This is a genomic window from Burkholderia paludis, assembly GCF_000732615.1.
GTDB classification, from domain to species: Bacteria; Pseudomonadota; Gammaproteobacteria; order Burkholderiales; family Burkholderiaceae; genus Burkholderia; species Burkholderia paludis.
Window position 1 is genome coordinate 1 of the sequence record NZ_JPGL01000067.1, and the last position, 21,242, is coordinate 21,242.

At 63.2% G+C, this 21,242-nt stretch carries 18 protein-coding genes; 14 read left to right on the plus strand and 4 right to left on the minus strand.

What is annotated here, in order from left to right; genetic code table 11:
- Window positions 1-238: 238 nt before the first annotated feature.
- Window positions 239-2,842, minus strand: a complete 2,604-nt coding sequence (locus tag GQ56_RS0131610) for a LuxR C-terminal-related transcriptional regulator (protein ID WP_031402462.1) — start codon at window positions 2,840-2,842, stop codon at window positions 239-241.
- A 540-nt stretch (window positions 2,843-3,382) separates the two neighbouring features.
- Between GQ56_RS0131610 and GQ56_RS0131615 the strand changes: the two genes are divergently transcribed.
- From GQ56_RS0131615 to GQ56_RS0131670, 12 genes are all read left to right on the plus strand, one after another.
- Complete coding sequence (locus GQ56_RS0131615) at window positions 3,383-4,141, plus strand: SDR family NAD(P)-dependent oxidoreductase (protein WP_031402463.1); 759 nt, start codon at window positions 3,383-3,385, stop codon at window positions 4,139-4,141.
- A gap of 49 nt (window positions 4,142-4,190) precedes the next feature.
- Window positions 4,191-5,675 carry an aldehyde dehydrogenase family protein gene (locus tag GQ56_RS0131620; RefSeq protein WP_031402464.1) on the plus strand — a complete coding sequence of 495 codons (1,485 nt, stop codon included), beginning with the start codon at window positions 4,191-4,193 and terminating at the stop codon, window positions 5,673-5,675.
- A gap of 49 nt (window positions 5,676-5,724) precedes the next feature.
- Entirely contained in the window at window positions 5,725-6,855 is a 1,131-nt protein-coding gene (locus GQ56_RS0131625; protein WP_043301703.1) for an alkane 1-monooxygenase, read from the plus strand.
- A 23-nt stretch (window positions 6,856-6,878) separates the two neighbouring features.
- Entirely contained in the window at window positions 6,879-7,415 is a 537-nt protein-coding gene (gene styC, locus GQ56_RS0131630) for a styrene-oxide isomerase StyC (RefSeq protein ID WP_152601920.1), read from the plus strand.
- Window positions 7,415-8,470 (plus strand): 2Fe-2S iron-sulfur cluster-binding protein, encoded by a 1,056-nt coding sequence (locus GQ56_RS0131635; protein WP_031402467.1) that lies wholly within the window; start codon window positions 7,415-7,417, stop codon window positions 8,468-8,470. Before styC ends, GQ56_RS0131635 begins: the two co-directional genes overlap by 1 nt.
- Before the next feature lie 189 nt (window positions 8,471-8,659).
- The gene (locus tag GQ56_RS0131640) at window positions 8,660-10,042 is read left to right on the plus strand and encodes an OmpP1/FadL family transporter (RefSeq protein ID WP_031402468.1); all 1,383 of its coding nucleotides are present in this window, start codon (window positions 8,660-8,662) and stop codon (window positions 10,040-10,042) included.
- A gap of 33 nt (window positions 10,043-10,075) precedes the next feature.
- Complete coding sequence (locus GQ56_RS0131645) at window positions 10,076-11,431, plus strand: phytoene desaturase family protein (RefSeq protein WP_052007370.1); 1,356 nt, start codon at window positions 10,076-10,078, stop codon at window positions 11,429-11,431.
- A 53-nt stretch (window positions 11,432-11,484) separates the two neighbouring features.
- Complete coding sequence (locus GQ56_RS0131650; RefSeq protein WP_031402470.1) at window positions 11,485-12,798, plus strand: protoporphyrinogen/coproporphyrinogen oxidase; 1,314 nt, start codon at window positions 11,485-11,487, stop codon at window positions 12,796-12,798.
- 164 nt (window positions 12,799-12,962) lie between these two features.
- Window positions 12,963-13,751, plus strand: a complete 789-nt coding sequence (locus tag GQ56_RS0131655) for a hypothetical protein (RefSeq protein ID WP_031402471.1) — start codon at window positions 12,963-12,965, stop codon at window positions 13,749-13,751.
- Window positions 13,752-13,773: 22 nt separating this feature from the next.
- Window positions 13,774-14,394 carry a cytochrome c oxidase subunit 3 gene (locus GQ56_RS0131660; protein ID WP_052001541.1) on the plus strand — a complete coding sequence of 207 codons (621 nt, stop codon included), beginning with the start codon at window positions 13,774-13,776 and terminating at the stop codon, window positions 14,392-14,394.
- Complete coding sequence (locus GQ56_RS39675; RefSeq protein WP_043301704.1) at window positions 14,391-14,681, plus strand: cytochrome C oxidase subunit IV family protein; 291 nt, start codon at window positions 14,391-14,393, stop codon at window positions 14,679-14,681. Before GQ56_RS0131660 ends, GQ56_RS39675 begins: the two co-directional genes overlap by 4 nt.
- Before the next feature lie 142 nt (window positions 14,682-14,823).
- Window positions 14,824-15,456: a TetR/AcrR family transcriptional regulator gene (locus tag GQ56_RS0131670; RefSeq protein WP_031402474.1), complete on the plus strand. Its 633-nt coding sequence runs from the start codon at window positions 14,824-14,826 to the stop codon at window positions 15,454-15,456.
- Between the two features lie 136 nt (window positions 15,457-15,592).
- Here GQ56_RS0131670 and GQ56_RS0131675 read toward each other — a convergent pair whose 3' ends face one another.
- From GQ56_RS0131675 to GQ56_RS44950, 3 genes are all read right to left on the minus strand, one after another.
- Window positions 15,593-17,311, minus strand: coding sequence for an AMP-binding protein (locus GQ56_RS0131675; RefSeq protein ID WP_031402475.1), 1,719 nt, complete (start codon window positions 17,309-17,311; stop codon window positions 15,593-15,595).
- Window positions 17,312-17,372: 61 nt separating this feature from the next.
- Window positions 17,373-18,047, minus strand: a complete 675-nt coding sequence (locus GQ56_RS39680) for a dienelactone hydrolase family protein (RefSeq protein WP_043301708.1) — start codon at window positions 18,045-18,047, stop codon at window positions 17,373-17,375.
- An 11-nt stretch (window positions 18,048-18,058) separates the two neighbouring features.
- A complete protein-coding gene (locus GQ56_RS44950; protein WP_152601922.1) occupies window positions 18,059-18,580 on the minus strand; it encodes a hypothetical protein in 522 nt (173 codons plus the stop codon).
- A gap of 113 nt (window positions 18,581-18,693) precedes the next feature.
- Between GQ56_RS44950 and GQ56_RS0131685 the strand changes: the two genes are divergently transcribed.
- Together GQ56_RS0131685 and GQ56_RS0131690 are read left to right on the plus strand one after the other, a co-directional pair.
- Window positions 18,694-19,902: an NAD(P)/FAD-dependent oxidoreductase gene (locus GQ56_RS0131685; protein ID WP_031402477.1), complete on the plus strand. Its 1,209-nt coding sequence runs from the start codon at window positions 18,694-18,696 to the stop codon at window positions 19,900-19,902.
- A 32-nt stretch (window positions 19,903-19,934) separates the two neighbouring features.
- Complete coding sequence (locus GQ56_RS0131690; protein ID WP_031402478.1) at window positions 19,935-21,239, plus strand: aromatic ring-hydroxylating oxygenase subunit alpha; 1,305 nt, start codon at window positions 19,935-19,937, stop codon at window positions 21,237-21,239.
- The last annotated feature ends 3 nt before the right edge of the window (window positions 21,240-21,242 follow it).

Genomic DNA, 21,242 nt, shown 5'->3' on the forward strand with positions numbered 1-21,242 from the left:
TACAATCATGAGCGCCCCAACATGGGCCTTGGTGGCGTAACGCCAAAACAGCGGCTGGCCATGGCCGCTTAGCCTCTACTTCTGACTCGCGTTAAAAGCGGGGGTATTACCATTGGCTCTCGATTCGCTTCATCCGTCAAGAGGCCTTGAACGTAGAGGCGGCGCCACGCCCACACCTGATTGGCATTAATGCCGTGCCTGCAGGCGTCATCCAGGCGCGGATGCCCGATCTGCCTGCTCAGGCCAGCAGCCCATAGGCACGCGCCTTGGCGAGCGCGGCCGAACGACTGCGCACGCCGAGCTTGCCGTAGAGGTTCCTGAGATGCCACTTGACCGTCGGCAGGCTGATCGAGAGCTGGTCTGCCAGGGTCTGATTGCTGAAGCCCTCGTTGACGAGGAGCAGGAGTTCAGTTTCCCGCTCGGTCAGCGGCTGGACCGGGTCGATGGATTCCATGGACGTATCGGCCGGATGAGCGCTGTCGGTGTCGTTCCCGTTGGGATATTGGCCGCAGATCTCGTGAAGCCTGGCGAGAAAATCGATCTCGTTCGGCCGAATCAGCCCGAAATCGCGGGCGCCGGTATTCTCGATGATTTTGCGGACGGCCCGCCGATACAGGATGAACGGGTAGACGAGCGACCCCGCGTGAGCCAGACCGATCGCGCGTGACAGCGCACGCGCCGCTTCCCGCGCGCGGCCCTCCCGGCTGAAGGCGTCCATGGCCGCCAGCAACAGCGATACGCGATCGTTCGTCCGCCCTTGAGTGGTGGCGCGTTTCATCGCCGCCTCGATCGCCTTGTGCGCGTCCTTCAGCAACCCGCGAGCGATCGTCAGCTCGATTCCGGCGAGCAAGCGGTCGCCTCGTTCATGCATTTCCTTGCCGGCCGGGCGCGTGCCGGCTTGTGCGACACCCTGGACAAACGCAGTCGTGTCGGCCTCGGAGTCGGAATGCAGCCGGACGCGCATGCGCTGCGCGGACAACGCGTCCATCACGCGAGGCGCATATCGGCGTGCGATCTCGCCAAGGGCTGCATCGGTCGCGCGGCCACGCTCGCTTTCGGTCGCGCAGGCCACGCACGCACCGAGCCCCAGCTCGGCGGTCAGCGCGATGCCGTGGTGATTGGCGATCTGCATGCTCCGCTCGATCAACACTTGCGCGTCGGAGAATTGGCCAAGGTCGACCAGCGCGCGTGCGTGCACACTATCGATGATCGCCAGGATGGAGGCGTTGGCGTCAATTTCCGCCGCGACACGGGCACGCATCGGGCCCAGGATTCGCGCAGCACTATCCGGACGCGCACGGGACAGTTCCAGGATGGCGCGCAGAATCGCCACCCACGCGCGAACGAACATGCTGCCGGATCGCTCGATCGCACCTTCCGCAACGTCCAGGTGTCGCTCGCACTCGTCGAGGTCGCCCCGGTTCACCGCGACCATCGCGGCCGCTGCCGCGACCGTGCCGACGTGCAGCGGGTCGTGGTGCTCGACATGGTCCAGCCACGACAGCGCCTGCGCGTGCGCTGTTTCCAGCTCGTCGGTCGCCACGGCAAGCACGATGCCGAGGAAATGAAGGTCGGCCGTATCGAGGGGCGCGGGCGGGAAAGGGAGGCTTTCGGCGATGCGTTGATCCAGCATCTGGAATGCCGATTTCGCCTTTTCGTATTGCATCAGGTGGCACAGGGCCCACACATACCAGCCCTGCGCCTGAATCGGCAAGCGGCCGCCCAGCTCGAGCAGGGTTTCGGCCCACGTGACGAATTTCGACATCTGCCCGCAGTCCGCGGCGACGTTTCGCGCGATTCGCCCGATCAGGCGTTCCGCCTGTTCGATGTCCGGCGCTTCCAGCGCGTACCCCAGCGCGCCGACGTAATCCTTGTGTTCCGCATGCCATGACGACGCACGTTTCAGGAGCGCCGTTCGCCTGTCGCGACCGATGCGCTCCTTCGCTTCCTGCAGGAAGTATTCGCGCAGGAGCGTGTGGAAACGAAACCAGCGGTGCCGGCCGCCCACCTCGAAGATCAACAGGTTGCGCTGCAGCAGGTCGTTCAGCCAGTCCCGGGTATCGACGTTGCCGGTCATGAATTCCGCCAGGTCCGCATTGAATTCGCGCACCAGGGCGATCTCCAGCAGGAAGCGCACGCGAGCGGGATCGATGATCGCGAGAACCCGGTCGGTCAATACCCGAGAGATGTCGCGCTGGTCTCCGCTGAAACCGTGAAGCGGGGCAGGTGGAATCTGCGCCGGAGAAAAAGCGCTGCGGAACTGCTTCTGTTCCGACATCAGTACCTGTGCCAGCCGCACGGCCGCCGGCCATCCTTCGGTATGTGCGTGGATGTCGAGAAGCGTGCTGTCGTCCAGCCGGGCGAAACCCGCGAGCGCGAACAATTGTCGTGTCTCGTTCCGGTCGAAGCCGAGCTCGGCCGTTCCGAGCAGCAGCCCGTCCACCTCGAGCTTCATTCGCACCAGGTCGATCGGAAGGTTTCTGACGCTGGAAACCACCAGATGCACGTTCGGCGCGCGATGAAAGGTCAGGCTTTCGATAAACGCCGGGATCATGGGGTCCGCGCATGCATCGAGGTTGTCGATGAAGATCACGGTACGACCCGGCAGCCGGCGCAAGTCGCCGACGATCGCCTGTAGCGCATGGCCCGGATCGGTCATCTCGATCGAATCGGTGAAACCGCCGGCCGTTTCGGCGCTCGGGTCATCGGCCTTTGCCGCCGAACCGGTCATGCCGCGGCGAAGCAGCGCAAACACGGCACGAATATCCCGCTCGCGTTCGTCGAGACCCAGCCAGATGCACCGCTCGCCGCTTGCGCACAGCCAGCGATAGATCGAGCTCAACAGGACGGTCTTTCCATAACCCGATGGCGCGGTCACCACGGTAAGGCGGGGCAGCGATCGCGACCGCAGCAACGTGAGCGCGCGAGTGGGGACGCGCTCGAAGCAGAAATCAGGGGGCGTCACTCTTCCTCGGGACCAATCGTCAGGGTTCATTCGCTTCCGTGTCGTTATCGATGGACGGCGTCGCGCGGCTTGCCGCGGATAGAGGTGCCTCGGCATTGCGTGCTGCTGTTTTGCGGCGCACAAGTTCTTGCGGAGCCGCCACGTGTTCACGGATTTTGGACGCGTACCCATTCGTCGGAACTTCGGGTTTTTCCTAGGAATCAGCCTGTCCTTTAGGATGGGGTCGCGGTATGCGAGCCCGCTTTAAATTGCCCAGTAACGGACGCGTCGACGTCACCCGTGCAAATGACTCAGGGGTGCCGTTGCACGACATTCGGACGGCCACGCCGGGGTGACACGCCCCGATCGTCGATCAAAAGACGGAATGGTCTGTTTGTTACGCGTTGATCTGGATAAACGTCAATTTGGAGCGAGATGATGAGGCTGGAAGGTAAGGTGGCGATCATTACCGGTGCGTCGACCGGTATCGGCAATGCAATTGCCAGGATGTATGTCGTGGAAGGCGCAAAGGTCGTGATTGCCGACGTGCGCGGTGCGCAAGCGGCCGCGTCCGAACTGGGCCAGGACGTCGCGATCGGGGTCGACACCGACGTGGCCGATCCCGATAGCACTCGCGAGATGGCCGCGGCAACCCTGGAGCGCTTCGGCAGGATCGACGTGCTTGTCAACAACGCCGGCATTTTTACGGGGCTCAAGGGCACGCCGATGGAAACGATCTCGGTCGACGACTGGGATCGGCTCTACGCAGTCAACGTCAAGGGCCCGTGGCTGTGCACCAATGCGGTGTCCGGTGCGATGCGTGAAGGCGGCGGCGGGCGGATCGTCAATATCGCGTCGGTCATTGCGCACGTCGGCGTGCCGTTCATGCTGCATTACGTATCCAGCAAGGGTGCCGTCGCGGCGATGACGCGCGCGATGGCGCGCGAGTTCGCGGCGACCCAATCCCGGATCTCGGTCAATGCGATTTCCCCCGGCTACACCCATTCCGCGAACGCGGTGGCCAACGCGCAGCAGCACGAGCAATTCGAAGGCGTGGCGTCGCAGATGCGCACGATCGCGCGCCCGCAGGTCCCGGCCGATATCGCCGGCGCGGCGACCTGGCTCGCGAGCGGCGAGGCGTCGTATGTCAACGGGCAGAACATCATCGTCGACGGCGGCATCTTCATGAGCCTCTGATCGCCTGCCCGAATTTTCGCTATCGCACCTTATCGCGGAGTCAAACACCATGAATGAAAGCCCGACGCGCCCCGCGGCCCCGACCCGATTCCAGAACCGGAACCTGATCGGCGGCCGATGGACGGAGGCGCTTGCCGGCGAATCGATCGGCGTCGAAAACCCGGCGACCGAAGCAATCGTGACGGACATCCCCCGGGGCGGGAAAAGCGACATCGACGCCGCCGTCAAGGCCGCACGATCGACGTTCGAGTCCTCCGCCTGGCGCCGGATGAGGCCCATCGATCGCGGCCGGATGCTCGAGAACATTGCCCGGAAGATCGAGGAACATGCCGGGGAACTGGCGCTGCTGGAGTCGCTGGATACCGGCAAGGCCCTTTCATTTGCCAAGATGATCGATCTGCCGTCGACCGTCGATGTGTTTCGCTACATGGGCGGCTGGTGCTCGAAGCTGGGCGGTACGACACCGCCGATTTCCTTCGACGGGAAGGAATACCACACGTACACGCGCCGCGAACCCGTCGGGGTCGTCGGCGCCATCACGCCCTGGAATTACCCGCTCGCGCTCGGGTCCTGGAAGATTGCGTCGGCGCTGGCCGCGGGTTGCACCATGGTGCTTAAGCCGACCGAGCTGACACCGCTCAGCACGCTCCGGCTGGCCGAGCTTTGCCTGGAGGCCGGTTTGCCGGAGGGGGCGCTCAATATCGTCAATGGCTATGGTCATGAGGCGGGCGAAGCGCTGGCATGCCATCCGGACGTCGACAAGATCACCTTTACCGGATCGACCGCGGTCGGCAAGAAGATCGTCGAGTACTCGCTCGGCAACATGAAGCGCGTGACGCTCGAGCTGGGCGGCAAGTCGCCGAGCATCGTATTCGACGACGCGGATCTCGGTCAGGTGGGGCTCGGCGCGGCGCTAGCGGTGTTCTTCAATTCAGGCCAGATCTGCTTTGCCGCCAGCCGGTTGTTCGTGCAGGACAGCGTCTATGACCGTGTCGTCGACGCGATTGCGGCGGTGGCGTCGCAACTCAAGGTGGGCAACGGTCAGGACGCCGACACCGTGCTTGGCCCGCTCGTCTCCCGCAAGCAGCAGGAGCGGGTGCTGGGTTACGTGCGATCCGGCATCGAACAGGGCGCCAGTCTCGTGTACGGCGGCCAGAAGGTGGGGGACAAGGGTTATTTCGTCCAGCCCACCGTCTTCGCTGATGCCGATCCGTCGATGAAGATCGCGCAAGAGGAGATCTTCGGGCCGGTCGTGAGCATCATCCGCTTCAAGGACGAGGCGGAAGCCATTCGCCTTGCCAACGACACGACCTATGGCTTGGCCGCCAACATCTGGACGCGGGACATCAAGAAGGCGCATCGCGTGGCCCACCGCCTGCAGGCCGGCTCGGTGTGGATCAACTGTCACGGCGTGATCGACCCTGCGGCGCCGTTCGGCGGCTTCAAGCAGTCGGGCTGGGGCCGCGAGGTGTCGGAAGAGGGGCTCGTTGCCTACACGGAGACCAAGACGGTCTGCGCATTGCTGGACGATTGACGGCACATCGCTGCAAGGCGACGTGTTTCGATGGAACTGGAGACCTCAAATGTGGGAATACATTAAGTACTACTTCGCTCCCCTGGTGCAGGTGCTGGCGATATGGGGATTTTATCGGGGGGGCGATTTCACCTGGATCGCGATCGGGGCGTTTCCGGCGATTGCGATTCTCGACGCGCTGCTTCCGCTCGATCTCTCGGAGCGCAGGATGAAGAGTCACTTCTGGGCCTATTTGCCGGTCTGGATTTCGACGGTCCTGCTTCCCGTCATGTACTTCATCTTTGCCCGGTCGGTCGGTCTGCACAACATGACCGCGCTGCAGATGGCGGGGGGCGTCGCGGGGCTGGCATGGCTGTCGGTCGTGCCCGGCGTGCCGGCGACGCACGAGCTGTATCACTCGCGCGGGCGTCTCGCGCGCTTCGCGGGCCGCTATGGTCAGGTCGCGTTTCTCGATTCCATGCGAATGGAAGTGCATGTGGTCGGCCATCACCGGGACGTCGGCACCGAAGAGGATGTCGACACGGCACGGCGGGGAACCAATCTGTACCGCTTCGTCGCCCGCTCGATGTGGGAATCGACGCGCCTGGAACTCAAGCTCGATTGCGATACGCTCGAAAAGCGCGGCCACTCGCGCTGGTCGATCCGGCATTCGCTCTGGCGCGCGATCCTGGCCGTCGTCGTGTTCCTGGGCATCAACTACGCGATCGGAGGCGGGCAGGCGGCCGGCCTGTGCCTGATTGCGATGGTGATCGCGCGCTTCTGGGTCGAGGCCTTCAATTACTACCAGCATTTCGGCCAGGTCCGGGTGGTCGGCACGCCGATCGAGAAGCGGCACGTGTGGAATCACTACGGCACGCTGTCGCGCCTGTACGCGTTCGAAATCACCAACCACGCCGACCATCACCTGAATTCCTACATTCCGTACTACAAGCTCGTCCCGGACAAGGACGTCGTCATGATGCCGAGCATCATCGTGTGCTTCCTGTCGGGTTTCATTCCGCCTTTGTGGTACGGCCGGATCATCAAGCCGGCACTGCGACGCTGGGACAACGAATTTGCGTCGCAGGCGGAGCGTCGCCTGGCCATGGAGCAAAACCGCAGCGCGGGGTGGGACGACTGGTTCGACGAACCGCCGACCCGACCCGGCGCACCGAAAAAGACGGCATGGGCCGGAAGCTGAACGGATACGGAACGGAGACCTGTGTGACGACAACCTCGACTCTCGCGCAGAGCCAGGCCAGAACCCTCCAGCGGCACATGATCGGGCACGGCATGCTGATCCTGCTGGTGGGTCTGCTGGCCGGGGGCGGCCTGCTGGTGAGCCTGACTGGCGGGCTGGAAGTGTGGCCGGGCCGGCTTCTGGCGGTTCGCGTGCCTGGCGACAGTGCGGCGTGGGTCCGCTTCCATATCGGGCAATTGCTCAACGCGTTCCTGATCGTGATGGTGGCGCTGATCCTGCCGGTGCTCGGTGTCGCGCTCACGCTCGCGCGGCGCGTCGGATGGCTCATCGTGGGGACCGGCTGGGCCAATACGCTGTTCTATGCGGCCGCGCTGTTTGCGCCGAACCGGGCGCTCACTTTCGGCGGCAACCGATTCGGGGCGGCCAACGGCGCGTCCTTCATCGGGCTGGTTCCGGCGTTGGTGTTCGCGGTCGTTTCCATCGTCGCGGTTCTGGTCCTGGCCGCGCAGTCGTTCCGACGCCCAGTGTGGCCGGCGACTCAAGATAGGGGGGGTATTTGATGCGAGATTTTCTGAAGGCCGCCTTTGGCCGATCGAAACCCAAGAAACTCCGAATCCTGCCGCAGGATGTGACGGTCGAGGTCGGGCAAGGGCAGACGCTGCTGGAAGCCGCGCTGGCGGGCGGCATTGCCTATCCGCATGACTGCACGGTCGGCACATGTGCGTCCTGCAAGACCCGCCTGAAGCAGGGTAGGGTCCGGGAAGCGACGCCGTTCGGCTATACCTTGTCCAAGCAGGAACTCGACGCGGGGTACGTGCTCGCCTGTCAGGCATTTCCGCGCGACGAACTCACCGTCGTGGAGATCGAGGCGGTCTCGGCCGATCTCCTGCCGGCCGAGAAATTCGTCGCGACGATCGTGGCGACCGATGCGCTGACGCACGACATCCTGAAGGTGACGGTCCAGACCGATCGTGCGGTCAACTACGCGGCCGGTCAGTATGCCAACTTGACGAAGGCGGATGGCGAGCGGGCGCGCTCCTACTCGTTTGCGAGTGCGCCGCAACGCAAGGGTCGGACGACGCTGGAGTTCTATATCCGCAAGGTGCCGGGCGGCGAATTCACCGAAGCCCTCTTCAATGGAGAACTGAACGGGAAATCGCTGGAGATGGAAGCGCCGCTGGGCACGTTCCACCTGCGCGGAGGCGACGCGCCGATGGTGTGTATCGCCGGCGGCAGCGGCCTGGCGCCACTGGTGAGCGTGCTCGAGCATGCCCGGGCCAACCGCATCAAGCGCGAATGCACGCTGCTGTTCGGCGCGCGTACCCAGGGCGATCTTTACCAGCTTGACGCCATCCGGAACATTGCCGGCAACTGGCAAGGCAACTTCCGGTTCATTCCGGTTCTGTCGCACGAACCGCTGGGCAGCGATTGGCGGGGTGCGCGAGGGCTGGTCACCGATCACATCGAGCCTGGGTTCTGTGCGGGCGCCGAGGGCTACCTGTGCGGGCCGCCCGTGATGATCGACGCGGCGATCGCGAGCCTGGCGAAGCAGGGTGTCCCGATCGACAAAGTGTTCTACGACAAGTTTACCGACGGCAGAACAAGCCAGGCGTGACCCGTCAGCCGCGCGGGAAACCACTTCACGTTCCCGGCGGAAGGTGACGTGCGATTGAGAACCACCCGTTGTACCGGAGCGGTGTATCTCGATCGAAAATAATTCGATATCCGAATAAATATTTGAATTGGCGGAACAGCCAGTCATCCCCAACAACGAAGAAAAGACCGGAAGGAGCGGAGGCAGAGCATGAAGGGATCTTATGTCGCCTTGTCAATCGGGTATCTGTTCGCCCAATTGTCGAGCCCGACCGCCAGGGCGCAGGATGCGTTCAACTTTAGTGCCTATGGCGCGGCTTCGCTCGCGATGGGCGGAACGGCCGCGGCCAACAATATCGGATTGTCCGGCGTGATGGTGAACCCGGCAACGCTGGCGCTCGTCGGCGACGGGAACTATGCACAGGTCAGTGCGGGAGTCGTCGTCGCCAATATCAAGGCCAGGAATGAAGCGACAGGAGAGATTGCCGACTCGCGCTCCCGAGGCAGGAACAACGGGCCTTATTTCGCGCCGGACCTGACCTACTTGTGGCGGCAAGGGCGTTACGCAGTGGGAATCGGCGCGTTTGCTTCTTCCGGTGTCGGTGCCGAGTACGGCACGGGAAGTTTCATCTCGCGAACAACGACGAATGGCGTGGATACCGGGCTGTCGAATTTTTCCCGGCTCATGGTGTTCAAGATCCCCTTGTCGGCTGCGTACCAGGTGACCGACAAGCTTACTGTCGGCGGAGCGGTGGAAGCCGTGTGGGGCGCGGCGAACATGGGGTTGTTGTTCGACGCATCCCAGCTTGGCCTGCTTGCTGCCCAAGGCAGGCTGTCGGGCGCGTTGCTGCCGTCGTTGATCGGCATGCCGGGGCTTTCAGGCGCGCAACTCCAGTTCAGCAACAACAAGATCGCCGGCGGCGCGGCCGAGGCCTGGGGCGTGAGCGGCAAGCTCGGCCTGACCTACCAGGCAACGCCACGCACCCGGGTGGGGCTCGCATACCAGTTCAAGACGCACATGGGCGACTTGAGCGGGCACGCCCTGGTTACCGCGGTGAGCGCATCCGCCGGCAATATCCCGATCGGCGGCACCGTTTCCCTCGTCGATTTTCAGATGCCGGCCTCGGTGACGGCAGGGATCAGTCATGACCTGACGAACCGGCTCACCGTTGCGGCGGACTTCCAGCGCGTGTTCTGGCATGACGTGATGAAGGATCTGCGCGTCCGCTTCTCGCAGGACGGATCGGGGCAGGACCTGACGCTCGCGCTGCCGTTGAACTACCGGGACACCAACGTATTTTCCGTGGGGCTGCAATACCGGTATGACGCGAGCTGGGTGTTTCGTGGCGGTTTCCACTATGCGCAGGAGGCGACGAGCAGTCCAGGCCTGGTCGCGATCATTCCGTCGACCCCGACCACCAGCCTGACGGCCGGCGGCGCCTATACGTTCAACCGGGGTGGAACGATCGACTTCGCCGTCGGATATTCGCTTCCCAAGCGCGTATTCAGCAGTGGCGGGATCGGAAGCAGCGTGCCCATATCGGTAACCGATTCGATGTTTCATGTCGCGTGTTCCTACACGGCGCGTTTCTAGGTCTGTTCTGCGATCGCATCGCGGGAGTGAATCATGCACGAAGTCGCTTCAAGTTTTGACGTCATTGTCGTTGGCGCGGGTGCCGGCGGTTTATGCGCGGCCGCCCGGCTCGCGCATCTGGGGTATCGGACGCTGCTCGTCGAGACGCTCGAGCGTGTCGGCGGGCGCGCATCGACCCGGGACGTCGATGGTTTCCTGTGCAATACCGGCGCGCTGATCATCGAAGTGGACGGCGCCGTCGCGCGGACCTTCGAGGATCTGGGCCTTCCGCTCGATCTCCATGTTCCGCGACGCGCGTCGACCGTCCTGCGCGTCGCCGGGAAGGACGTGAACGTGTCGGAAGGCATCGGCGGGTGGCTTCGACATGCCGGGCCGAAGGCGATCGCTGCGATCACGCGTCTTTTCCCTCGGCTTGCGCCCGCCGCGGGGGAGTCGGTCTCGTCGTGGTTGAGCCGGTTTACGCACAGTCCGGCGGTTCGCGGCCTCATTGACAACGCGATCGGCGCGATGTTTGCCGCGAACAGCACGATCTTTCCCGCGGACGTCTTTCTGCACTACTTCACGAAAGACACCGCGTTCCGGAAATTCGGGTTGCCGCCTGGCGGGACGATCGAAGTGTGGAAGCCGCTGGTCGATCTCATCGTTTCCAGCGGGGGAGCCGTCTGGCTCGGGGCTTCCGTGCAGGCACTCACGTTTTCCGACGACGGGTTGGTCAACGGTGCCGTCATCGAGCAGGACGGCGTCGTGCGGACGGTGTCGTGCAACGTTGCGGTAAGCAACATCGGCCCGCTTCACACCGCGCAACTCGCCGTCGACGCAAGGTTTCCCGCGGGCTACGTGCAGTCCGTGTGTGCCGCGACCAATCCCGCCGCAATCATCACGGTTCACTTTGCCAGCCAGCGGCCGCTTGCACGATTTCCCGGGCTGGCTTTATTCGCCAGGACGCGGCGCATGGTGTACGCAGCGAATTTCAGCGCGCCCGAACTCCGGCGAGCACCGGCCGGATGGAACCTGTACTGCGCCGCGTCGGTCCCGCGCCCGCCCTGCGGCCCGTTCGACGTCGAGAAGGAAACGGCCATGTTGCTGGACGACATTCGTGACCATTTCCCCGGCTTCGAGCGGGCGAAGATCGTCGCCATCGACGTCACCGCGCACGAATGGCCTGCGCAGCGGGCCGTGGCGGGATACGACTTGCCGAGGGAGACGCCGGTCGCCAACTTGTGGAACGTCGGTGACGGCGTCAAGCCGTGGGCATCGGGCGGCACGGCGGCTTGCGCGGAAGTCGCGCGGCTCGTGGTCGAAGACGTCCGGACGCGCTACCCGCTGGAGGCGCTGCGCTCGAGCCTGCCGGTGCGTACCGGCGGCGAACATGCCGCCGTACAGGATTGAATCGGACGGGCTCGTCCCGATCGCTGACGACGTACAGGTCAACTGGAGAAGAAATGGTGAAGGTCGCTGTCATTGGCGCCGGCCCGGCCGGATGTACTGCCGCATACACGTTGCGGAAACACGGGCACGAGGTCCTGTTGTTCGAGAGCCAGGAGCAGGTGGGCGGGCGAACGCAACAGGTCCATCGTGACGGATTCAACCTTGGCTCGGGTGCCTTGTTCCTGATGGGCGGCATCTATCCGAGAACCAATGCCATTCTCAAGGAACTCGGACGTTACGGGGATCTGGTTGCCTGGGATGCCAGGACGCATGTCGTGGATTGGGACCGGCAGCGCTACACGGTTGCGTTCGACCAGATCCTGAGTTTCCTGAAACTGCCGGTCTTCGGCGTGTTCGACAAGCTCCGGCTCTGCCTCGGTGTCCTCGGGCAACTGCTGGCTTCCGGTCCGAAGTCCTGCTTCGATGGCGCGGAACTCGCGAAATACGATAACGGCGAACGGCTGGAGAGCTGGTCGTTGCGTGTCCTGGGGAAGAAAGGGCATCACTACATTACCGTTCCGTACATGGGTTTCCTGTACGCCGTGCCGATGAACTGGCTTTCGACACCCTTGTATCAGGCCATCATCCAGCAGTTTTACAAGCTGTCGCTGAAGGTGCCGCCGAAAGGCATGGGGCAAATCTGCGACTGGCTCATTGAAGGCGCGCATGGCCTCGACCTGCGTCTGTCGAGCCCGGTGACGGCGATCCGCAAGCGCGGCCACGATGGCAGCGGCTACAGCGTCGCGTCTAACGGAGAACTGCACGCGGTGGACGCCGTGATTCTGGCTTCCGAGCCCGGGGTATCCGCCGACTTGCTTGACGGGATTGCAGCGGCACAGTCCGCCGAGAAGCTCAGGCAGTGCCTGTATTCCGAGTATGCCCATGTCCAGGTCTGCTATGCGACGAACCCGTGGCCCGATTTCCCGGTAAGCGTTGCGCTACCCGCGAACGATCTCCGCAATTGGGGGGCCTGTGTCCTGCAGAGCAAAAGGCATCCGGATGCGGTGCCGCCTGGCGGGGAAGCCGTGGGGGTGTACTTCTACACGCCGCCGCTGGCGCAAATGACGGATGACGACATCAAGCGTGAAGCCCTGCTTGCGGTAACGGAGGTGTTCGGCGCAGCGCCGGAACCCACGTTCGTACACCTGTTCCGCTACAAGCGAGGGCTCTCGATCGCGGGGCCGGGGCACTACGCAATGCTGAACTCGCTGCATCGCGAGATGCCGGAAGGAATCTATCTGGCAGGTGATTATTTCGCTCACGCAGGTGTTGAGGCAGCCGTGTTGAGCGGCGAGCTGGCTGCGAACCGCGTGATGGGACACGCGTAGGTCCATCGCGTGTCACGAGCGAATGATCTCGTACTGACGATAAATGGAGGACTCCATATAAACGAGAAAACGACGATATTGCTTCCGACTTAACGAGGGATGCTCGGCGGAGTTCCGATGCCGTTCAAGGCATCCTCATGCAAATTCGAAACAGGAGAAAAGTGATGGATTCGACGATGAGCAATCGTGCGTATTTCAAGTATTGGCGGCTCTGTGCCGCGTGCGGCCCGATCTTCCTGACTGCGTTCATCGTGTGTTGGGGCATTCTGGGACACAACATTCCACCGATCCCGGCCGACCGCACCCCGGAGCAGATGGCGGATTTCTTCCGTACGCACTATGGCGAAGTGCGTGCCGGCATGGCTGGCGCGATGTTGTTCGGCGTGCTGTATTTGCCGTGGACCTTGTCGATCACGAAGGTGATGGAACGGATCAACCCGAAGGAAAACGACATTCTTCCGGTCTTGCAGATGTGGGGGGGCGGGATTACGGTCGTGCCGCTGGTGACGTCGTCGGTGTTCTGGCTGACCGGCGCGTATCGCCCGGACGTGCTCTCGCCGGTCACGCTGCAGATGCTCTACGACATGGGTTGGCTGCTGATCGACATGTTCTATGCGATCACGACCATTCCGATGGTCGCCATCGGGGTTGCCGGGCTGACCGATCCTCGCGCGAAACCGCTCTTTCCCCGCTGGGCTTGCTGGTATTCGATCTGGGCCGGGCTGAGCTTTCTGTTCGAGCTGATGATGCCGGTCTTCAAGACGGGGCCGTTTGCACGGCAAGGCTGGTTGAATTTCTGGATCGAATTCCTCGTCTGGTTCGGCTACATCGTCGTGGTCACGCTCTACGTCTTCAAGGCGATTCCGCGGCTGGAGCGCGAGCGCGTGAATCAATCGGCGCCGGCCGGCAAAGCGGCGGTTGCGCCGGTCGCTGCCGGCCTGTCGAATGCGTGACCCGGGAAACCTGAGAGGCGCCATGGATGATTTCAACACACGGGTTTCGATCGACGAGTTCGCGGATGTCGTGCCGCAGGATGCCCGGGCGGCGCTGGTGCCCGGCATCCTGTTCTTCATCATCGCGGATATCGCGACGTTCGGCATTTTCTTCGTGGCCTTCATGATTGAACGACGTCGACAAATCAGCGTGTTCGATGGGGCGTCGCGCAGCCTGAATGTCGAGGCCGGTCTGTTGAATGCGTTGATCTTGATGACGAGCGGCATGTTCGTCGCGTTTGCCGTCGATGCGGCACGGCGCGGGCGGGCCGCCGAAGTGCGGCGGTGGCTGATGTACGGGATGCTGGTCGGCGTGGGGTTCGGCGTCAACAAGGCGATCGAGTACGGCGACAAGTTCTCTCACGGCATCGGCATGCTGACCAACGATTTCTTCATGTTCTATTACGTGCTGACCGGGGCGCACTTCATTCACTTTCTCGCCGGAATGATCGTGCTCGCGGCGCTCTGGTTCCGGGCAGCGCGCGAACCGGTGCACGAGGGGCCGCTGTTCGCATGGATCGAGGGCGGCGCGCTGTACTGGCATATGGTCGATCTGCTCTGGATCGTGATTTTTCCGATGCTCTATCTGGTGGGGCGACAATGAAAGGAGAAGCGCATACCACGCTGGCCGGCGCGTTTCGGGTGTGGTCGTTCCTGATACTGGCCACGCTTTGCAGCGGCTTGCTGGGCGAGCATCACGGCTTCAGCGGCGGATTGACAGCCGTCGTGGCCGTCATGTTCATCGCGGCCATCAAGTGCCGCGCGGTGATGCTGCATTTCATGGAGATCAAGGCTGTCCCGTGGTTGTGGCGCCTCGTGTTCGAGGGATGGATATGGGCGGTATGCGGGGCGATTGTCGGGCTCTGGGCTATCGGCGCGCGTGGATATTGACGCGCGCCCGGCGGCCGCCGATCAGGGGCGGGAGGGCGCATCACGGCGCCCAGGTCCGAGCGGCCGCGGCTGCAGGGAGGCGGTTGCCAGGCGGCCGGGCGGGATAGTGTAATATCCCTCCCGGTTGACTCAGCACATGACGATGACAAAGTTAGTTCCCGAGCGACGCCGCACGCAGGCCGAGAGACGCGAGGAGACGCGTTCGCGGATACTGGAAGCGGCTGTCAGCGAACTGTTGAACAAGGGCTACGCCGGCTTCCGGGTGGAGCAGGTCGCGGCTACCGCCCAGGTATCGCGCGGCGCACAAACCCATCACTTTCCGACCAAGGAAGATCTGGTGATGGCGGCGCTGCAAAAGCTCTACGAAGCGTCGACCGAAGCCAGCATGAAGCTGATCGAGGGCCTGAAGCCCGGCGACGATCTGCTGGATGCGTTGATGCGGGATTCGTCCAAGTTCTACCTGGGGCCGAACTTCATCATTTCGATGTCGCTGCTGAATCTTGGGGATCACGAACCCGGGCTGAGGCAGAAGGTGCGCGCGGTCTCGCGCAAGTACCGGTTGCCGATCGAGAAAGCCTGGCTGGACGCGCTGCTTCGCTCGGGGCTTGCGGAAGAGCCGGCGCGAACCGTCCTGAACATTACGCAGAGCATCTACCGCGGCATGGTGATGCGCCGCTTCCTGCGCAATGATCCCGAATACACGCGTTTCACTGTCGACCAGTGGTCCAAGATCGCACGTGCGTACATGGACCAGAGCAGCGCTTCGTCAAGCTGAAACCGCATGCGTGCGGCCGGTGCCCACGCATTTCCGGTTATACGGCGCCACCCTTGAGGGGTCCGCAGGAGTGGCGCAGCGCTGCTACCGCGCGCGTTCGGGCATTGTCCGCCGGCCCGATCGCAGGGCCGATATATCAGCGCAATTCCGGGAAATCCTCTTCCCAGTATTCGTCGGGCAGCCGCGCGGGCTCAGCCGTGCGCTCCATCTCGCGACGCCGCAGCTCGATGCGGCGGATCTTGCCGGAAATCGTCTTGGGCAATTCGCTGAACTGAATGCGGCGAATGCGCTTGTACGGCGCGAGTTTCTCTCGCGAGAAACGAAACACGGTGCGCGCAAGTTCCGGACCGATCTCATAACCCTGTCGCACCGTGACGAAGGCTTTCGGCACCGATAGCCGCAACGGGTCCGCGCTAGGTACGACGGCAGCCTCGGCAATCGCCTCGTGTTCGATCAGCACGCTTTCCAGTTCGAACGGGCTCAGGCGGTAGTCCGACGACTTGAAGACGTCGTCCGCGCGGCCGACGTACACGAAGTAGCCGTCGTCACGGCGCATGGCGACATCGGACGTGTGATAGAAGTGATTGCGCATCGCTTCCGCCGTTGCCTTCGTGCTGTTGGCGTATCCGGACATCAGGCCAAGCGGACGCGATGACAGCGACAGCGCGATCTCGCCTTCGTCGACGACCTGGTCGTCCGCATCGACCAGTTCGACGTGGAAACCCGGCATGGGCCTTCCCATCGATCCGGCAACGATCGGCTGGCCCGGTGAGTTGCCGATCTGGCAGGTCGTCTCGGTCTGGCCGAACCCGTCGCGTATCGTGATGCCCCACGCATGACGCACGCGCTCGATGATCTCCGGATTCAGCGGCTCGCCTGCGCCGACGATCTCACGCAGCTTGACCGGATACGTGGCGAGCGGCTCCTGCACCATCATCCGCCAGACGGTCGGCGGGGCGCAGAGCGTCGTGACGCCGCACCGCACCAGCACGTTCAGCGTGTCTTTCGGCACGAAGCGCGCGTAGTCGTAGACGAATACGCATGCCTGCGCATTCCATGGTGCGAACAGGCAGCTCCACGCGTGCTTTGCCCATCCCGGAGAACTGATGTTCCAATGGATGTCGCCGGGTTGCAGGCCGATCCAGTACATCGTCGACAGGTGCCCGACCGGGTAGCTCTGATGCGTATGCTCGACAAGCTTCGGTTTCGACGTCGTCCCTGACGTGAAGTACAGCAGCAGCGGGTCGGTCGCTTGCGTCGGGCCGTCCGGCTCGAATCGGGCGCACGCGTCATACGCGGCCGCAAGATCGATCCAGCCTTCAACCCCGCTCGGGACGGTGCCTGCGGCGAAGCGCTTCACGTCGGCAGCGAGCTCGTCGAATTTCGCGACCAGGCTGGCGTCGACCACGATGTAGCGCACGCCGCCGGCCTCGATGCGATCTCGAACATCGTCCGGCGACAGCTGTGTCGTCGCGGGCAGCACCACGGCGCCGAGCTTCATCGCGCCGAGCATCACATCCCACAGCTCGACCCGGTTCGGCAACATCAACAGCAGGCGATCGCCGCGCGCGACACCTTGCGCGCGAAGAAAGTTCGCCATGCGCGCCGAGCGGTCGGCCATCTGCGCGAACGAGAATCGTGTTCCGCCGGCGGCGGCGTCCTCGATGATCCACAATGCCGGATTGTCGTTGTCGCGGGCGATCACGTCGAAGTAATCGAGTGCCCAGTTGAACGTGTCGAGCCGGGGCCACGCGAATTCCTGGCGTGCGCGCTCGTAATCGGTGCGATGCCGCAGCAGCAGATCGCGTGCATCGAGGAAAGCCTTGGTGGAAGGGGGAGAGTGGGTGGTTGTCATCTCATGCTGTCCTGTGTAGCTGGATTACTGCGGGAAACTGAAACGGGTGATCGTGTTTCGGTCAATCGCCGGTGCGATGGACGTTCTCGTGAAGAAATTCGCGGGTTCTCTCGAACGCCTCCGCGACATTTCCCGGCGCGTCGCACAGCCAATCGCCTGCCCGGTGGAGCCCTGGTCCCGCAAGATGGGTGTACACGGCCGGCCCCGATGCGGCGCGTTCGAGTGCGTACCATTCCCCGGGTGAGTATTGGGAGTCGATCTCGCCGCGATGAACCAGCGTCGGCGTGTTCGTTTCCTCGTCGATCCAGGCTGGATCGCTCATGCCGCAGTGAACGACACAGGGGGCCGACAGGGTCCGCGCGGCGCGCAGCGCGATCGCCGCTCCCCATCCATAGCCGACGATCGCGACGTCACCCGCGTGACCAATGGCGTCGGCTGCCGTTGCGACAAGCCTCGTGGCCGTCTCGCCGCCGAGTCGCCATGCCAGTGCGTTGCCGAGAAGGCGGTTGGCAGGCGCGTAATCGAGTTCGACTTCCGGTCGAATGCTGTCGAACAATGCGGGCACGACCGTCAGGTATCCGTCGGCCGCGTGCCGTTCGGCGACGTGACGCATATCGGCGTTAACCCCGTATATCTCGTGAACGAGAACGATGCCGCCGACCGGCCTGTCGTCGGGTTGTGCCAACCAGCCGTTCATCGGGCCGTGCGCGGTCACCAACGTGATCCAATGACTCATCTGCACCTCTTTCAACAATAGAAAGCGAACCTCGCTTGTGTCGAAGCCGCAGGGGAACGTCGCTGCAGCCGGTCATCTCCTAGGCGATTCGCCGCCGGCGTCGAGCGGATCTCGACGAGGTCGTTCGCGTGCCGTGCGGCGTCCGCTCTTCGGATGGCAACATCGATGACGAAGCGCATCATAGAAGCTCGAGCTGCGTTTCGCAATATACAAACAGACTGGATTGTCTGTTTGTTGTGGATTTGCAAGAGCGAACGGGCGAACCTGCCTTGCACTGCCGCATCGACGTTATGTGCCCGCTTCGCGATGCGAACGACGAGCGCAGCAGGGGGCGGCACGTGTGCCTCCGCGTCGCAGTGAAAGGCCTGCCTGGCGTGCTCCCGCGCCGCTTCGAAGTTTCTGCCACGCATTCGCACGTCGATGCGCCAGCTTCGCGAACGATGCGCCGACAGGCCCGACAACATCGATTTCGGCAGGTGTTCATCGGCCTTCGCCGCCCACTGGATTGCTGCGCCGCAGAAGCGAAAGCGCACATTTCTCGTTGACAGGTGTGACAGTCGGCACAACAATTTCAAAAAAACAGACGGGTTAGTCTGTTTGTTTGAATGGATGGTCGGGCAATCAATTCAAGTCACGCGGAACCGGAATGAAAGAAGGCATCAAGGAAATCGTGATCGTTGGCGCGGGCCAGGCCGGCGCGACGGTAGCCCTCGGCTTGCGTCGTGGTGGATTCGACGGCGAGATCACGCTGGTGGGCAACGAAGCGTATCTGCCGTATGAGCGGCCGCAGCTGTCGAAGGAAATGTTGCGACGTGACCGGAGCGAGATCCGGTCGATCAAGACCGAGGTCGAATTCGAAGGCCAGCGGATCCGCCTGGTCCTGGGTCACAAGGTCGTCAAGACGGATGCGGATCGCCGGCACATCGTGCTGGACGACGGCCGCGAGATCGCGTTCGACCGGTTGGTGATCGCAACCGGCGTGAAACCGCGCCGCTTGCCGGGGAGGCTGGGCGATTCGAAACGCGTGCGCTGCCTGCGCACCGCCGACGATGCGGGCCATCTGCGTGCGGGCCTGGAAGCCGGCATGCCACTCGCGATCGCGGGCGGCGGCGTGATCGGCCTGGAAGTCGCGGCGGCCGCACGTGCATTGGGATGCGAGGTCACGGTGATCGAAGCCGCCGACCGGCTGATGTCGCGAAGCGTGGACGAAACCGTGTCCCGTTATCTCGACCGCGCGCATCGCAGCAACGGCGTGGACATTCGCTACGGCGTGCACGCGACGGAGCTTCCCGACGATGGTCGCCTGACGCTGTCCGACGGCAGCACCGTAGCCGCGCATAGCGTGCTGGCCGGCATCGGTGTGATTCCCAACATCGAAGGTTTCGACGATCTCGGCATTACCGACGCTGCCGGCGTTCGCGTCGATGCGTATGGCCGGACGGAGATCGACGGGATTTTCGCTACCGGCGATGTCGCGTCGCAACCCATCGGCGATGGATTCGGACGGGTGGAAACCTGGGCCAATGCACAAGACCACGCGCTGAACGTCGTCAGCAACCTGCTCGGCGAGCCCGTGGCGTACACGTCGCCGGTCTGGTTCTGGTCGGATCAGGGCGAGATCAATCTTCAGGTGGCCGGTAATGCGACGCGAGGCAACCGGATCGTGCGCGGCGACGCGAATGCGGACACCTTCAGCGTCTTCTGGCTCGACGACGGTGACCGCGTGACGGGGTGCGCGACAGTGAATTCACCCAAGGACATGGCAATGGCGCGTCGCTGGGTGAAGCAGGGAAGCCGGGTCGACCCGCGGCGGCTCGCCGATCCGGGCATTGCAATCCGCAGTTGTGCGTGCTGAACACGCAAGGTCAGAACCACGAGGAAAAGACCATGGAGAGAGACACGAAGTGGGTGGAGGTTGACGAAGCACGCCTCCAGTTCAAGGTAAGGCGGGAGGCATTCGTCAGCGACGGCATCCTGGCCGATGAATACGAAAGGATCTTCGATACCTGCTGGCTCTATGTCGGACACGTATCGGAGTTCAAGAAGCCCGGCGATTTCGTCACGCGTACGATCGCGCGCCGCAACCTGCTGGTGACGATGGGAACGGACCAGCGGATTAATGCGTTCTTCAATACGTGTCCGCATCGCGGTGCGACGGTTTGCCGGGATCGCGCGGGCAATTCGAAAAACTTCCAGTGTTTCTATCACGGCTGGGTTTTCGGCTGCGACGGCAATCTGAAGAGCCAGCCGGGCAAGGAGCGCTATTGCGCCGATTTCATCGCGAGCGGGGCTGGCAATCTCGTGCCCGTGCCGCGCTTCGACATCTATGCCGGCTTCTGCTTTGTCAGCTTTAACGCGGAAGTGGAGCCGTTGCCCGATTACCTGGCGGGCGCCAAGGAGTACCTCGATCTGGTGTCGAAGTACTCCGAGAGCGACATGGCGATCTCCAGCGGCACGCAGGAATATGCGATTCGCGCGAACTGGAAATTGCTGGTGGAGAACAGCGTCGACGGCTATCACGCCGTGAGCACGCATGCGACTTACCTCGACTACCTGAAGAACACGAACGGCGGCCTGACGAGCGCGAAGCTCGAGGGCCGCAGCCACGACCTCGGCAACGGCCACGCGGTGCTCGAATACACCGCGCCGTGGGGGCGGCCGATCGCGTCATGGGTGCCGCTTTGGGGCGAGGAAGGCAAGGAGGAGATCGACCGGATCTTCGCGCGCCTCGTCGAATTGCACGGCGAGGAGATGGCCGACCGCATGGCGCACAAGAACCGCAATCTGCTGATTTTCCCGAATCTGGTCATCAACGACATCATGGCGATCACGGTTCGCACGTTCTACCCGCAGGCGCCGGACTACATGCTGGTCAATGGCTGGTCGCTGGCACCCAACGAAGAGTCCGACTGGGCGAGGAAGTTCAGGCTCAGCAACTTCCTCGAGTTCCTCGGGCCGGGCGGATTCGCCACGCCGGACGATGTCGAGGCGCTGGAGTCGTGCCAGAACGGATTCAGCAACCATCGCCTGGTTCCGTGGAGCGACATCTCCAAGGGCATGGGCAAGGAGATGCCGAACTACGACGACGAGCTGCAGATGCGCGCTTTCTGGACGCGCTGGAACCAGACCATCGGCGGCGCGCCGGCTCGGCAGCCGGATGCCGATCGGCCCGCGCCGGCTCAAGCAGCCTGAGGA

Excerpts from the sequence above, each read along its gene's own strand:
- GQ56_RS0131650 (WP_031402470.1), top strand. The coding sequence starts at position 11,485 with ATGGTGAAGGTCGCTGTCATTGGCGCCGGCCCGGCCGGATGTACTGCC.
- GQ56_RS0131685 (WP_031402477.1), top strand. The coding sequence starts at position 18,694 with ATGAAAGAAGGCATCAAGGAAATCGTGATCGTTGGCGCGGGCCAGGCC.
- GQ56_RS0131645 (WP_052007370.1), top strand. The coding sequence starts at position 10,076 with ATGCACGAAGTCGCTTCAAGTTTTGACGTCATTGTCGTTGGCGCGGGT.
- GQ56_RS39680 (WP_043301708.1), bottom strand. The coding sequence starts at position 18,047 with ATGAGTCATTGGATCACGTTGGTGACCGCGCACGGCCCGATGAACGGC.
- GQ56_RS0131670 (WP_031402474.1), top strand. The coding sequence starts at position 14,824 with ATGACAAAGTTAGTTCCCGAGCGACGCCGCACGCAGGCCGAGAGACGC.
- GQ56_RS0131690 (WP_031402478.1), top strand. The coding sequence starts at position 19,935 with ATGGAGAGAGACACGAAGTGGGTGGAGGTTGACGAAGCACGCCTCCAG.
- GQ56_RS0131620 (WP_031402464.1), top strand. The coding sequence starts at position 4,191 with ATGAATGAAAGCCCGACGCGCCCCGCGGCCCCGACCCGATTCCAGAAC.
- GQ56_RS0131640 (WP_031402468.1), top strand. The coding sequence starts at position 8,660 with ATGAAGGGATCTTATGTCGCCTTGTCAATCGGGTATCTGTTCGCCCAA.
- GQ56_RS0131635 (WP_031402467.1), top strand. The coding sequence starts at position 7,415 with ATGCGAGATTTTCTGAAGGCCGCCTTTGGCCGATCGAAACCCAAGAAA.
- GQ56_RS0131675 (WP_031402475.1), bottom strand. The coding sequence starts at position 17,311 with ATGACAACCACCCACTCTCCCCCTTCCACCAAGGCTTTCCTCGATGCA.
- GQ56_RS0131625 (WP_043301703.1), top strand. The coding sequence starts at position 5,725 with ATGTGGGAATACATTAAGTACTACTTCGCTCCCCTGGTGCAGGTGCTG.
- GQ56_RS0131615 (WP_031402463.1), top strand. The coding sequence starts at position 3,383 with ATGAGGCTGGAAGGTAAGGTGGCGATCATTACCGGTGCGTCGACCGGT.
- GQ56_RS39675 (WP_043301704.1), top strand. The coding sequence starts at position 14,391 with ATGAAAGGAGAAGCGCATACCACGCTGGCCGGCGCGTTTCGGGTGTGG.
- GQ56_RS0131660 (WP_052001541.1), top strand. The coding sequence starts at position 13,774 with ATGGATGATTTCAACACACGGGTTTCGATCGACGAGTTCGCGGATGTC.
- GQ56_RS0131655 (WP_031402471.1), top strand. The coding sequence starts at position 12,963 with ATGGATTCGACGATGAGCAATCGTGCGTATTTCAAGTATTGGCGGCTC.